Annotated in this window: 17 protein-coding genes; 8 read left to right on the top strand and 9 right to left on the bottom strand. The window is 41.2% G+C overall.

Features of this window, described 5'->3' with window-relative positions; translation table 11 throughout:
* Positions 1 to 86 precede the first annotated feature (86 nt).
* Entirely contained in the window at positions 87 to 635 is a 549-nt protein-coding gene (locus ACP69X_RS15725; RefSeq protein ID WP_039177253.1) for a thioredoxin family protein, read from the top strand.
* A gap of 332 nt (positions 636 to 967) precedes the next feature.
* Positions 968 to 1,435: a thiol-disulfide oxidoreductase DCC family protein gene (locus ACP69X_RS15720; protein WP_041087324.1), complete on the top strand. Its 468-nt coding sequence runs from the start codon at positions 968 to 970 to the stop codon at positions 1,433 to 1,435.
* A gap of 36 nt (positions 1,436 to 1,471) precedes the next feature.
* On the opposite strand, the gene ACP69X_RS15715 is transcribed toward ACP69X_RS15720, so the two are convergent.
* The gene (locus tag ACP69X_RS15715) at positions 1,472 to 2,728 is read right to left on the bottom strand and encodes a helix-turn-helix domain-containing protein (protein ID WP_426052837.1); all 1,257 of its coding nucleotides are present in this window, start codon (positions 2,726 to 2,728) and stop codon (positions 1,472 to 1,474) included.
* A gap of 274 nt (positions 2,729 to 3,002) precedes the next feature.
* On the opposite strand from ACP69X_RS15715, the gene ACP69X_RS15710 reads away from it, so the two are divergent.
* Positions 3,003 to 3,590: a nitroreductase family protein gene (locus ACP69X_RS15710; RefSeq protein WP_058837447.1), complete on the top strand. Its 588-nt coding sequence runs from the start codon at positions 3,003 to 3,005 to the stop codon at positions 3,588 to 3,590.
* A 38-nt stretch (positions 3,591 to 3,628) separates the two neighbouring features.
* On the opposite strand, the gene ACP69X_RS15705 is transcribed toward ACP69X_RS15710, so the two are convergent.
* The 3 genes from ACP69X_RS15705 to ACP69X_RS15695 all read right to left on the bottom strand — a co-directional run bounded on the left by ACP69X_RS15705 (position 3,629) and on the right by ACP69X_RS15695 (position 4,905).
* Positions 3,629 to 3,784, bottom strand: a complete 156-nt coding sequence (locus ACP69X_RS15705; protein ID WP_041087330.1) for a YfhD family protein — start codon at positions 3,782 to 3,784, stop codon at positions 3,629 to 3,631.
* A gap of 61 nt (positions 3,785 to 3,845) precedes the next feature.
* Positions 3,846 to 3,956 (bottom strand): YfhE family protein, encoded by a 111-nt coding sequence (locus tag ACP69X_RS15700; RefSeq protein WP_017358836.1) that lies wholly within the window; start codon positions 3,954 to 3,956, stop codon positions 3,846 to 3,848.
* Positions 3,957 to 4,008: 52 nt separating this feature from the next.
* Positions 4,009 to 4,905, bottom strand: a complete 897-nt coding sequence (locus tag ACP69X_RS15695; RefSeq protein WP_426052836.1) for a TIGR01777 family oxidoreductase — start codon at positions 4,903 to 4,905, stop codon at positions 4,009 to 4,011.
* Positions 4,906 to 4,999: 94 nt separating this feature from the next.
* On the opposite strand from ACP69X_RS15695, the gene recX reads away from it, so the two are divergent.
* Both recX and ACP69X_RS15685 read left to right on the top strand, forming a co-directional pair.
* Positions 5,000 to 5,791: a recombination regulator RecX gene (recX, locus tag ACP69X_RS15690; RefSeq protein ID WP_024425808.1), complete on the top strand. Its 792-nt coding sequence runs from the start codon at positions 5,000 to 5,002 to the stop codon at positions 5,789 to 5,791.
* 3 nt (positions 5,792 to 5,794) lie between these two features.
* Positions 5,795 to 6,109: a YfhH family protein gene (locus ACP69X_RS15685; RefSeq protein ID WP_041087336.1), complete on the top strand. Its 315-nt coding sequence runs from the start codon at positions 5,795 to 5,797 to the stop codon at positions 6,107 to 6,109.
* A 23-nt stretch (positions 6,110 to 6,132) separates the two neighbouring features.
* Here the strand turns inward: ACP69X_RS15685 and ACP69X_RS15680 are convergent, their stop codons facing one another.
* Both ACP69X_RS15680 and ACP69X_RS15675 read right to left on the bottom strand, forming a co-directional pair.
* On the bottom strand, positions 6,133 to 6,306 hold the full coding sequence (locus ACP69X_RS15680) for a YpzG family protein (RefSeq protein WP_008360604.1): 174 nt from the start codon (positions 6,304 to 6,306) through the stop codon (positions 6,133 to 6,135).
* A 25-nt stretch (positions 6,307 to 6,331) separates the two neighbouring features.
* Complete coding sequence (locus ACP69X_RS15675; protein ID WP_003217849.1) at positions 6,332 to 6,481, bottom strand: small, acid-soluble spore protein K; 150 nt, start codon at positions 6,479 to 6,481, stop codon at positions 6,332 to 6,334.
* A gap of 116 nt (positions 6,482 to 6,597) precedes the next feature.
* Between ACP69X_RS15675 and ACP69X_RS15670 the strand changes: the two genes are divergently transcribed.
* The 3 genes from ACP69X_RS15670 (at position 6,598) to ACP69X_RS15660 (ending at position 10,835) form a co-directional block, all read left to right on the top strand.
* Entirely contained in the window at positions 6,598 to 6,870 is a 273-nt protein-coding gene (locus ACP69X_RS15670; RefSeq protein WP_024425219.1) for a YfhJ family protein, read from the top strand.
* A 299-nt stretch (positions 6,871 to 7,169) separates the two neighbouring features.
* Positions 7,170 to 8,153, top strand: a complete 984-nt coding sequence (locus ACP69X_RS15665; RefSeq protein WP_041087338.1) for a glycosyltransferase family 2 protein — start codon at positions 7,170 to 7,172, stop codon at positions 8,151 to 8,153.
* Between the two features lie 87 nt (positions 8,154 to 8,240).
* Entirely contained in the window at positions 8,241 to 10,835 is a 2,595-nt protein-coding gene (locus ACP69X_RS15660) for a YfhO family protein (protein WP_426052835.1), read from the top strand.
* Positions 10,836 to 10,890: 55 nt separating this feature from the next.
* Here the strand turns inward: ACP69X_RS15660 and ACP69X_RS15655 are convergent, their stop codons facing one another.
* The 3 genes from ACP69X_RS15655 to ACP69X_RS15645 all read right to left on the bottom strand — a co-directional run bounded on the left by ACP69X_RS15655 (position 10,891) and on the right by ACP69X_RS15645 (position 12,802).
* On the bottom strand, positions 10,891 to 11,310 hold the full coding sequence (locus tag ACP69X_RS15655; protein ID WP_305960730.1) for a regulatory YrvL family protein: 420 nt from the start codon (positions 11,308 to 11,310) through the stop codon (positions 10,891 to 10,893).
* Between the two features lie 69 nt (positions 11,311 to 11,379).
* Complete coding sequence (locus ACP69X_RS15650) at positions 11,380 to 12,543, bottom strand: oxalate decarboxylase family bicupin (protein WP_426052834.1); 1,164 nt, start codon at positions 12,541 to 12,543, stop codon at positions 11,380 to 11,382.
* Positions 12,544 to 12,637: 94 nt separating this feature from the next.
* Positions 12,638 to 12,802, bottom strand: a complete 165-nt coding sequence (locus ACP69X_RS15645; protein ID WP_073204399.1) for a YvrJ family protein — start codon at positions 12,800 to 12,802, stop codon at positions 12,638 to 12,640.
* Positions 12,803 to 12,941: the final 139 nt, after the last annotated feature.

The raw sequence follows: 12,941 nt of genomic DNA, 5'->3' as shown, positions 1-12,941 counted from the left end.
AGACCTTTACCTTTCACTAGGTGAAGGTTTTTTTAGACAAAAGAATAGCAAAAGTGGTAAAGTTGAAGGGTAAGGGGGATGTTCATATGACATTAAATGAATGGTTTACAAAGGGATTAGCTGAACGTACATATGTACACAACATGGAGAAAAACCGGGAAAATCTACTCACGGTGTACAACCAGTACGCAATTCATCAAAAAGAAAAAGAGCTGCTTCAAAAGCTGCAAAAGAAAAAGCTCAGAGCGCTTGTTATCACAGCGGATTGGTGCGGGGATGCAATGGTCAATGTTCCGATTTTCATGCGTATTGCAAATGAAGCACTCATAGATGCGCGCTATTTCATTCGGGATGAGAATCTAGACCTGATGGATCAGTATTTAACGAACGGGACCGCAAGATCGATTCCGATTATCGTCATCATTGATCAGGACGGGAATGAAGTGGGGAAATGGGGACCTCGCTCAGCAGAAGCACAGCGCTTTGTGGACGAGAAAAAACCGGACAAAGATGCACCTGATTATGAAGAAGCTTTTCAAGTATTTGCGAAAGAAGCCGCACATCACTATACGACAGACCGTTACTTATGGAAAGATATTGAGAAAGAAATAGTAGAAGTTTTGGCAAAAATATAAACCAAAAGACTACTTCGCCGCAATGGGAAGTAGTCTTTTTTTATCTTGTTTTTGCGTTTTACCTACAAAACACCGCATAAAGATGTAGAAAACCGCAGAATTCTATCAAATACCGCAGAAAACCGCAAAGGACCACGATTTTCCCAACCACTTTTAGTTGAAAAACCTCATATATGCCATGAAATCAATGATTTTGCCCTTATCCAAAGGCTCATATAACGCACGACGGTTGGCTTTTTCCCAATACAAGAGGCCCAGCAACTATAGTAATCTAGTTGTAATCTCCTTTGAACGAACTAAAAAAATGACAGAAAAGGACAGGCGATCAATTTATGAAAAAAATCATTTATCTCGATCAAGAAAAAAAGAAGCTCGCTGAATCGAAAAAAAGAGAACAGCGTTCCATCAAATCACTGAGGCTGCTTGTGTTTTATGATGGACAAAGTCCTTCATGTGCAAAAATGATTGATTTGTTAAAATCACTCGATTGGAAAAATCGGATTCACTTTGAATCCTTTAGACACTCGCAGCTGCTCAGGCTGAATAAAATCAGTGAAGAGAAGGCGGAAAAACGAATTGTGTCTATTTCCCTAGCCAAAAATCAAAAAAATTCAGGGATTTATACTTGGCTGCGTATGGCCTGCCATATCCCTGCTTTATGGGGAACGGTCCCATTTATCGTGCTTAGTATTTGGCTTGGCTTTGGACAGCATGCGTACGATTTCTTTGCAAAAAGACGGTATATTCATTCTGTCAAACGGGTGAACCATCATGACACAGATCAACAAGAGACCATTTAATAAATAGAAAAAGCATGACCTTCGATCGGCAGAAGGTCATGCTTTTTTGTAATAGGGAAGATATCCTGTTAAATGATCGAGCAGTTTCTTTGTGTAGGACTTATATGCCTGCTCATCAAGCACAGCACCTGCATAGGTAAGCAAGGTTCTAAGAGCAAACAAATATTCACTGTGCAGCTCATTGTGTTCAAAGTAAGGAAGGGCTGCTTCGACCAAATAAGTTTTCAAATCAAGAGGATTTTCCTCAATCATCAATTTATAGATTTTGATCATATATAAACAGTTTGGCTGAATACGAGGCTGTTTTAACAGCTCGTGTATGTAGGGAAGTGCTTTTTTACGGTCATATTCAGCATATAGTGTCGCAATTTCATATAGCGTTTCACAGTAACGATCTTCTATCTGTTCTTGATTAAAGTAATTGAGTGAATCTAGTAAATAAGGCACAGCTGAAGAGAAATCGCCTTCACGTTTTAAGAGCACCCCGTAATAAAAATAAGCGGACATTTTAATATAGGCATCAGGATGAAGGGACGTGTGCAAAATCACTTCCTTTATATATTTCTTCGCAGTTTGATAGGCTTTTAGTTCAAGTGAGATCACGCCGTGAATAAGTGTACAGTGAATAATCCGCTTGAAATTGTTCTTTTGTCTATATAAATCCATCGCTTGATGTGTCGCTTCAAGTGCATCACCCAGCTGACCCATGTTTCCGAGTGCTTTTGCATAGTGATAATACAAATCACTTTGTTCAACTGAGGCATAGGAAAAGCAGCTTTCAAGCTTTTTTAGCCCATCTTCAAGCTGACCAATTTTAATTTGATGAATACCGTCTAGATATTCAAAAATTTCTTTTTCCGTTTCAATAAAGGTTTTTTCGAATTTTTTGAGCACGCGGTGTGTTTTTAAGGCAAGCGGCTGTTTTTCCGTTAATAAATAAAATTGAAATAAAGACAAATGATACTGAATGCCTAAATCCAGTGAAAAGAACTGCTCCTCGTGCTGAATGATCATTTCTGCATTTTGTTCAGCCTGATCGAGAGCATAGAAGTACATATTCATTTGAAACTCATCCAAAAGTGACAGCAGATGACGCGCCTTTTGTGACAGCTTTTCTTGGCTGATGCCAAGCCGTTCAAGCAGCAGATTGATCGTATCTTGATTGGCCTCCTTTGAGCCATTTTCAATTTTACTTAAATGAGAGACAGAACAAATTCCTTCTGCCAATTCAGATTGGGTCATATTTTGCTTATAACGGTAGAGTTTAATGATTTGTCCAATATTGATTTTCATTCCATCCAGAAGCCTCCCTTCCAATCATGGTTGAAAGCCTTTTGACAAAAAAACTGAATCAGACAAAATGGGAATACTTGAAAAACATTTCATCATCTTGGCTTTTTTCTCAAAATTTGTTTAAAACGTAATATGATTGTAACATTACTTGAAAAAGTCAAACAACTATTTAGCAGCGGGGAGGAGAGATACTTGATTTGCAACTGCACGCGATGATGTTTATAATGTGAATGAGAATCAATTTCAATTAAGGTTGATTGAGAGGATGACATATATGCCAGAAACAAAACAACAAACAGACGCGTTAACGGTTCGAGACGCTGTCAGATATAGACGATCGATTCGCAAATTCAAAGACACACCGGTGACGATTGAACAGCTTCAGCCGCTATTAGAAGATGCAGTCTATGCACCTAATCATAAAATCACGGAGCCGTGGCGCTTTTTATATGCGGTGACGGATGAAGCCAAAGCCACTTTTGTAGAGCGCTTCATTGCTTTCTTTCAGCGCAACAACCCAGATGCAAAAGAAGAAAAGATCAATCAATACAGAGATTACTTTTCTAAGGTCCCAGCGCTTTTACTTGTCGTACTAAAAGAAGACGAGAACCCTGTGGTGAGAAATGATGATTTTGCCGCCGTGAGCGCACTCATTCAAAATCTCCAGCTGCTTGCATGGGATCAAGGAATCGGTATGGTATGGAAGAGCGGACGTATTTTATACGATAAAGGCTTTCAACAAGACATGGGATTAAAGGAAAACGAACGGTTCGCTGCGATCCTTCATATAGGTTATCCAGAAGAGGTGCCAGAGGAAAAATCACGCCAGAAAGCATCAAGTCTTCTTACTGAAATCAAATAAAAGAAAAGCAGACCGCTGAATAAGGTCTGCTTTTTTACTTATTGTTTTTTGGCGCGCTGATCGGCTGCTTTCATACGTGCCATTGCTTTTAAATCATTCGGATCTGCAAGTTCTTTGGAAAATTCAACATATTCGCCATCCGTCTCTTGTGCTGCGAGCTCGTGGTTGGATTTTTTGTGTTGGTCTTTTTTCAAAGCTTTTCCCTCCTTTACAAGATCACTTTAGTTATGTGCTTGTTGGAGGGGAATATCCGTCTTATTTGTTTCTTTTTTCTGCTGCTCTTTCCGCTTTTTTGAATTCCTGCTGATACAGGACTTCCTGAGTTTTTTTCAGCTTTGAAGTTGGCTGGTGTTCTTTTTTCTTCATCAAAATCGCCCCCTCATATCATTTCTAATAGGATGGGTGTTTTTGACAACATTTATTCCTTAGAATGCAAAATCGCTTCTTTTAGTTCAGGGTGCAAAAACTCATAAGAAGAGAGCAGTGCTTTTTTTGGCAGAGCACGCTGGCCTTCTAAAACAAGTAATGACATTTCACCGAGTGCCGTTTTGATCACAAACGATGGCACCTTCAGCCAATGGGGACGGTGAAGGGCAGAAGCAATGGTTTGTCCAAGCTGTTTCATTTGAACAGGATTCGGTGATGTCACATTGAGCGGGCCTGACAGGTCGTCATTATGAATCGCATAGGCAATGAGATGTGCTACATCCTCAACATGCACCCATGAAACCCATTGCGAGCCAGCGCCAATTGTCCCGCCGGCAAACAGCTTGTAAGGAAGTGTCATCAGCGGCAGTGTGCCTTTTTCTCCTAACACGACGCCAAAGCGTGTGTAGACCGTACGAATGCCGAGGGCTTCAATCTTTTGCCCCTCAGCCTCCCAAAGTTTTGATGTATGACTTAAGAAATCAGTATCTGCAGGAGGTGACTCCTCCGTAAAATCTCCTGTTTGAGATGTGCCATAAATCCCGACAGCACTTGCTTGAATCAGCACAGATGGCTTTGATTCCTGCGCTTCTATAATGCGTCTTACCTCTTGTGTTGATTTGAGACGGCTGGAGAGGATGCCTTCTTTTGCCTTGTCTGTCCAGCGTGTGAAAATGGATTTTCCAGCAAGGTTAATCCATACATCGATGGCAGGCAATTCATGCTCAGGCGCAGCACCTTCAGTCAGCCACTGCACATAATGTAAATGATTTTGTTCGGATTCCTTTGGATTTCTTGTTAAAATATATAGATGATGTCCCTCAGCAGCGAGCACTTTTGTAACATGCTGGCCAATAAAACCGGTTCCTCCGGTAATGGCGATATTCAATTGACATCTCTCCTCTCATATACATACCTATATCTTTCACGATTTTGAATCAGAAGAAACATCCTGACTGTTTTGGAAAAGGAGTGATCACAGGATGCCCTATATTACAAAAATTTCTGCTCAGAAAAACAATACCGAGCGGGTCAACATCTTTCTTGATGAAAAGTACGCCTTTAGCGTTGATTTAGATGTGCTCGTCCAGCACGATTTGAAAAAAGGCAAAGAGCTGGACGAAGCAGATATCATTGAGATTCAATTCGGTGATTCGGTGAAAAAAGGATTTCAGCAGGCCGTTGATTATTTATCCTACCGCATGAGATCAGTGAAAGAAGTCACCGATTATTTAACGAAAAAAGAAATCCCGGCACCTGCTATTAGTGAAATTATACACAAATTGAAGCATTATAAGTATGTAAATGATCTTGAATTTGCAGAAGCCTATGTCAGCACTCACAGGAAAACGAACAGCAAAGGACCATCCGTCCTAAAAAAAGAATTGAAGCTCAAGGGGATAGACGATGACACGATTGAACAGGCTCTATCGCAATACCCTGATGACTTACAGCTGGAGGAAGCTGTAAAGCAGGTTCTTAAGCTTGTCAAAAAAGAAAAAAATCGTTCTGCAAAAGAGATCGAGCAGCGCATCAAGCTGCAGCTGCAGCGAAAGGGATTTTCGTTTGAGATCATTGATAAAGCCCTTCAAGAAGCCTATGATGGACAAGAAGAGGAAAAGGAAGAAGAAGCTCTCCTTTATATGCTGGAGAAGGCAAAACGCAAGGTAGGATATGACGGATCATTTGAAAAGAAGATGAAAGTGAAGCAATTTTTATTCAGAAAAGGCTTTGATCTCGATACAATTGATCACGTTTTAGACAAAGGGGAATGACAGATGGAAAAACGCTATAGTGAGATGACAGAATACGAATTGAAGCAGGAAATTGCCGCCCTTTCTGAAAAAGCACGAAAGGCTGAGCAGCTTGGCATTGTGAATGAATACGCAGTTTTAGAACGGAAAATCGATATGGCGAAAGCCTATTTATTAGATCCAGCTTCGATTCAAACGAAAACAACTTATCAAATTAAAGACACAGAAGAAGAGTTTTATGTAGAATATCTAAATGGCGTTTTTGCGTGGGGATACAGAGTATCGGCTCCAAATAAGGAAGATGCCCTGCCGATTTCAATGCTGACGCAAAAGGACTGATCCTAAAAGATCAGTCCTTTTCTTTACTTCGAACGCTGTTTACGGACGTTGTTCTGAAGTACGATGTCGTGCTGCGTTTGCTGCGTTTCTCCGTTGACCTGAGAGGCAGAATGCTTTGCATTTGCCCATGGTTGAGGGTAAGCGGTTGTCCTTAATTGAACAAAGTCTGCCATATACGATTTCCCATTTGAACTCATATCTCAAGCACTCCCTTTGGAAAAATTAGCGTTTCCCTGATGCCCTCATACGTTCCTGTGGACGTGTATTCGTTTCACCATTCGGCCGTTTAGACGCATAAGCATCTGTAGCGCCTGGTTCGCCTTCAAACTTGTGATTTACCTGATTTGGAAAGCCTTTTGCTTTATTACGCATATCGATTCCCTCCAAACAATACAAATCATTTGCGTCTTTTGAAGACGTAAGGGTAGTATATGAAAAAAGAAGTTTTTTTAAAAAGGCACTTTCTGCTAGATGAAGGAGGAACAGGCATGGAACAATACTTTGAGCGACTAACAGAACAACTCATGGAAAAAAACAATATGCTGACATATGACGAAGCACGTACATGGGTAGAGCTGCTTTGGAGTGATTTTGAAACGACTTATGCAAAGGCTGGCCGCAAGTATAAAGGACAGGAAACAACAGAACGAATTGTCCAAGAGTGGATCGAGAGCTACGGCGCGCAGCTTCATTTATTTCAAAATAAACAATCAAAGGCAAATGAGCATCTGCAACAAAACAATCGAGGGCTGCTTCACTAAAAGGTTGCCCTTTCACTTCTATTCATCTTTTCCAATAATTAGGAAAATATACAAATGAACAAATAATTTTATGAAACAATACCCAGTCTGTGATCGAAATTACAGGCTTTTTACAATGGTTAAACTTAAAATTACATTAAATTCATCCTGCTGAAAATCACTGGAAATAAAACTCTGATATAATGAAACGATTAAAGAGACATGTAATTTATGGATAATAAAAAAGGGTTTCGTTTTCTGAAAAAAAAGGAATAATGAACATATCAGACTATGTGAAAAAAGTGAAGAGAAGGTGCGATATGGAACGGGAACTGCTCTCTGTTATAATTCCTTCTTACAATGAAGGTGAAAACATCAGACGAATCTTTGAGGCACTCGAGGAAGAGTTTCGCGATTTTCATTATGACTTTGAAATCATCTTTGTGAATGATGGAAGCAAAGACAACACGCTTCAATACATGAGAGAGCTCTCTCGCAAAAGTGCAAAGGTCAAATATATATCCTTTTCACGTAACTTTGGAAAGGAAGCCGCTATTTTGGCAGGTCTTGAACATGCAAAAGGAGCAGCTGCGATTATTATGGACGCCGATCTGCAGCACCCGACGTATTTAATTCAGGACTTTGTCAGAGGGTATGAAGAAGGCTATCATCAAGTCATTGCCAAACGAAATCGTAAAGGTGACAGCAAGCTGCGCTCTTACCTGTCATCTATGTACTATAAGGTGATGAACAAGGTGGTAGAAGTGGACTTGCGTGATGGCGTCGGGGATTTCCGTTTAATTTCACGCCAAGCCATCGATGCACTGCTTCAGCTGAAAGAGGGAAATCGTTTTTCGAAAGGGCTTTTTTGCTGGATTGGGTTTGAAGAAAAGGTCATCTATTATGAAAATGTAGAAAGACAGCATGGTGATACAAAATGGTCACTGAAGAAATTATTTAACTATGGCATAGATGGCGTTATTTCTTTTAACAACCGCCCGCTGCGCATTTGTTTTTATACTGGCATACTGATCTTATTTCTCTCATTGATTTACATCGTGGCCACCTTTATTCAAATCGTCAGAACGGGCATTATGGTGCCGGGTTATTTTACTTTAATTTCGGCTGTGCTGTTCCTCGGAGGTGTCCAGCTTTTGAGTCTAGGTGTGATTGGAGAATATATTGGCCGTATCTATTATGAAACGAAAAAGAGGCCGCATTATTTAATCCAGGAATCAAATGTGATGGAACAAGAGACAAGCTCAAAGAAACAAGACCGAGTGTTAACGCAGTTATTTAAATAACGTGGAGTCAAATAACCGGCAAGCACGAATCGCTTGCTGGGTTGTTTTGTTTCAAAGAACAGTGGATCTTTTGTGGAAAGGATTTAGATGATGAAACGTAGATGGATAATGATAGGAATGTGCCTCATTCTCGCTTTACTAGGACATTCCTTTTTCTTATATGAATATACGCAAGGCCGGTATATGACAGGAGATGGAGACGGGATATCACAAATGCTCCCATTTAAAAAGCTGCTTTACGATGAATACGTCAAAGGGAACTTCTTTTATTCCTATCAATTCGGTCTAGGCGGCGGTACATATACGCAATTAGGTTATTATTTCACAACGTCGACTGTCTTTATGGTCACAGTCGCTGTCGTCTGGCTGATGAATGCGCTTCATCTTATTCAGTCAACGGACATCCATTTCTGGGCAAATGCCGTCATTTGGCTGAGTGTGATGAAGCTGACGCTTATTCTTTTCATCGCTTACCGTGTGCTTCTTTCAATGGTTCAGCATAGGCTGAGCGCATTAACAGGAGCCGCAATCTACGGATTGTCTATTGTGTATTTTCGGCATCAAACATTTTGGGAGTTTTTCACCGACAGTATGATGTGGCTCCCGCTGCTTGTACTTGGGATTGAACGGATTTTCAAAACGGGTAAGCCGGCTTGGTTTATTGCGGCGTGCAGCTTGATGCTTATTAACAATTTTTACTTTGCTTATATTCATTTTATCTTTTTAGCGATCTATCTTGTCTTCAGATATATCATCAAGCTTCGAAGTGAGGAGAACGGGTGGAAGGTGTTCTGGACGCTGGCGGTCTCTACGCTGTTATCCTTTGGTATCAGTGCTGCCTTTTTTGTCCCGTCTGTCTATGGATTTCTTAATAATATAAGACCGCCATATGATCAATCTATACCTTGGTTTGATCTGCATGATCATCTTTTGTTTAATAGCAGGGTGTATTTATTACCTGTGATCTTTCTCATTTGTATGTTCCTTGCTCCGCTTTACCGGAACAGGTGGTTTTTCATGTTTACATCGATCAGCGTTTTGCTCATTGTTTTTCACTACAGTCCAAAGATGGCGAGCGTGTTTAATGGTTTTTCAGCACCGCAGTACAGATTTGAATACATTCTTGCCTTTACAGTTGGAGCGGTCGTAGCCATCACCATCAAGCATTTCTCGCAAATTGAGTGGAAGTGGAAAAAGCGTGCGGTCTTAGGCGCTTGGATCGTGTTTCTTCTCGCAGTCATCTTATCAGAACGAGCAAAGGGAAATATGGATGTTGTTGTATTTACAGGCATAGGACTGCTTGTGATCAGTTTGTTTTTCCTGTTGATTCATGCGGAAAAACGTCAGCACCTTCGTCTCTTTTCAGCTGTGCTCATCGTTGTCAGCTTACTGACAGCAGGCGTGTATCAGCAGGGCTACTTATCTGAAAGAAGCAATATTAAGAGCGTATCAGATACGTATCTGAATAGTGAGGCATATGCTGGACATGAGCAAATGAAGCTCATTCAGCAGATTCAAAGCCGCTCTTCAAAAGATCCGCTTGCCCGGATTGATTGGATGAATGGCGTGCGCAACAATACCCCGTTATTTGAAGGCTTTCAAGGCATGAGCGCGTATTCAAGTATATTGAATCAGCATTTGCTCAATTTCTACTGGAATGACCTGCAAATCGATATGGGGCGTGAAAGTGTCAGCCGTTATGCAACAATGGGGGACAGGGCGAATTTATATAGCCTGACCTACGGAAAGTATTATATGAGAGACAATACGATGCCTTACTCACCGCCAGCTTATTTTAAGCCAATATTGGAAAGCGAGCATTATAAAGTGTATGAAAATACACGGCCGCTGCCATTTGCAAGAACAACAAGCACGATTTATTCAGAAGAATCCTTAAAGGATGCCTCAGCACTTGATAGGGAGCATGCGATGCTGCAGGGTGTGATTTTAGACAAAAAAGGAAACGCTGAAATTGAGCACGCGCCAGATCGAGTCAAGGATACAAAGATTCATACGGAACAAGCCGTATACGAACATGGCGTGCTTGATGTATACGGAGAAACAGGCGGCCTGAATATCACGCTGCCAGATGATATGGCCCGCGCTGGAGATGTGTATGTGAGCTTTTATGTGAAGCGGACAGACCGTAACGAAGGATTTCAGTTATCTGTTGACAACTACGTCACCTCACGAAAAAGCAATACATCCATCTACAAAACAGGCGTCAATGAAGTGACGATTCGAGTCCCTGCAGAAAAAATCCTTTCCATTCGAGTACCAAAAGGGACGTATGAACTCGATCAACTAAAGCTGTATCAAGAGCCTTACCGCATCCTAGAAAAGGCATATGAAAAAGAAAAACAGGATAATGGCAGCCAGCAAGTAAAGCTTGAAAACAACCGCTTTACGATTTCATATGATAACAAGCGCGGCGATGATTATATGATCTTGCCAGTACCATATGAAAAAGGCTGGGAGCTCACAGTACACGGACAGCAGACAGATATTGAACAAGCCAATTACGCCTTTATCGGTTTTCCAATAGAAAAAGGCAAAAACGAGATTGTGCTAACCTACTATCCGCCTTATATCAGAATTCTCGCGTTGATTTCACTCGTCAGTTTGATCGGTGCGATCCTATATGCACGAAGAAAACACAAGAAACACCACTTTTCATCATAAGTGGTGTTTTTTTTATCTTCCAAGGGCTGATTGAACCCTCATATGAAGCAAATCACTAAGCTTCTTTCTCAAACGAAAACGTCGCATAATCAAACAAAAAATGAAACAACCAAAGACTCAGGGCAAAGAGAATTTCCTCAGAAGTAGAAAGTAAAATGCCCCCCACCAATTCATCTGATAAATAGACAGCCCCCCAAATAAACAAGAGATGAATGGAAATGGCATAGAAAACGATGGAGCGTTTTTTGGAACGGCACTTTCTAACAACCCTCATGAGCATATGCTCCACATGCTCAAAGGATATCCCAAGTACCACATAGATGCCCATAAATAAAAGCATCGATAAAATCGATTGATAAAAAGCACCTGTTAAATGAAAGAACAGTACACAAAACAACAAAAATATGTAACAGACAGCTGACGCCGCCATGAGCCATTTCAGCCCTTGCCATAAAGCGTGAACAGATTGCTGCATAGGTGAACAAACACTCCCTTACATGAAGATACCTGCAAAAAGGACAGCCTTTTTGCAGGAAGTCATATGTTAATCCTCTTTTTTAGGCGCAGCGATCACAGGATGTTTTTCAGTATCAAGCAGTTTTAAGAAATCTTCACCTTGATCTAAATGATCAAGAACAAGCTGTTTCGGTGTGACCGCAAGCCACTGATTGAGTGAGATATCTGCATAATGATCGCTCTTAAAGATTTCTAAGAAATAAAGCGGTTCGTCGCCTGTATTTTCTACATAATGCCCCATCGCAAATGGGACATAACCAACGTCTCCCGCCTGATAGTTGAAGGTTCTCGCATGTCCATCAGAAGCAAATACCGTCATTCGTGCTTTTCCAGAAATAAAATATTGCCATTCATCCGTATTTGGATGCCAGTGCAGCTCGCGAATGGCACCTGGATCAACTTTCACAAGAGCGGATGCAATCGTTTTAGACGCTTTGAAATTGGTAGAGTCCGCAATCCACACTTGTCCGCCGCTTGACGTAATCGGCTCTTGTTTTAACAGCTCATATTTAAAGGAATTCGGGACATCTCCTTGCTCTGTTTTCACCTTGTCACATTCAAGGGAACCAGGAATTCCTTTTTGGAAAATATACTTTTCTTTCTCTGGCAGCTTGTCAAACTGATCCTTTGTCATACCGAAGTTCTTAAGCACGACTTCCTCTGGCGTGTGGGCAAGCCAATCGGTTACTTGGAACGTACTATTTTCTGAGAATGACCCATCATCAAACACAAGCAAGAATTCAGCTCCCGGCTCAAGTGCTTGGATAGAGTGCGGCAGGCCAGAAGGGAAGTACCACAAATCACCCTCAGTCACATCCTCTGTAAAATTGCGCCCCTCTGCATCAACCGATGTAATCCGGGCTTCTCCATAAATCATGTACGCCCATTCCGCTTCCTTATGCCAGTGCAGCTCACGAATCGCACCAGGCTTTAGCCGCATATTAACAGATGCAAGACTTTTAGAGATCGGCAGTTCGCGGACCGTTACCTCGCGGGCGTAGCCGCCTTTTTCTAAACGATTGTGTGTATCAGAAAAAGAATATTTCAGATTGGAGACCGTTCCATGATCGGTTTCTGGCGGCGTGAGCATATCTGGATTTTGTCTGTCCCGCTCGAGATTACGTGGAATTTTGACCGTTGCTCCTTTTTCTCCTCGAATCGGCTGTGGTATTCCATTTGGCTTTTCACTCATGATAAAATCCCCTTTCAACATCGTATTGTGTGAGGTGACAAAAGGCCTTTCATTTCGCCCTCGTTTTCATAAGGTGAAACGAATCAAGCAGATGTCAATCTGATTCATCATTTTTTTGAGCAGCGACTAATCGTTGGATGAGCTTGCTTAATTCATCAAACTTTCGTTCAAAGCGTGTCAGCAAGTAAACCGTCAAAATGGCAGGAAAGCCAGCCTGACCGAGCTGCTTCAGCCATTCCTCTGAAAAAAAGGTCTCCATTTGTCTCACCTCCCAGCGGATACTCGTCTTCTATATAAGTGGTATGAAAGAAGAAAAAGGAAAGCAGAGGGGGAGAAAATGAATCATTAGACCCGTTTCACGAAGTTTACTTTTTTTAACTTTTGTCCACTTAATGCTA

This window comes from Bacillus sp. DC4300-2b2 (assembly GCF_049895685.1).
In the GTDB taxonomy this organism is placed as follows: domain Bacteria; phylum Bacillota; class Bacilli; order Bacillales; family Bacillaceae; genus Bacillus; species Bacillus safensis.
The sequence above is the reverse complement of the archived record's forward strand: the minus strand, read 5'-3'. Positions and strand labels throughout refer to the sequence as shown.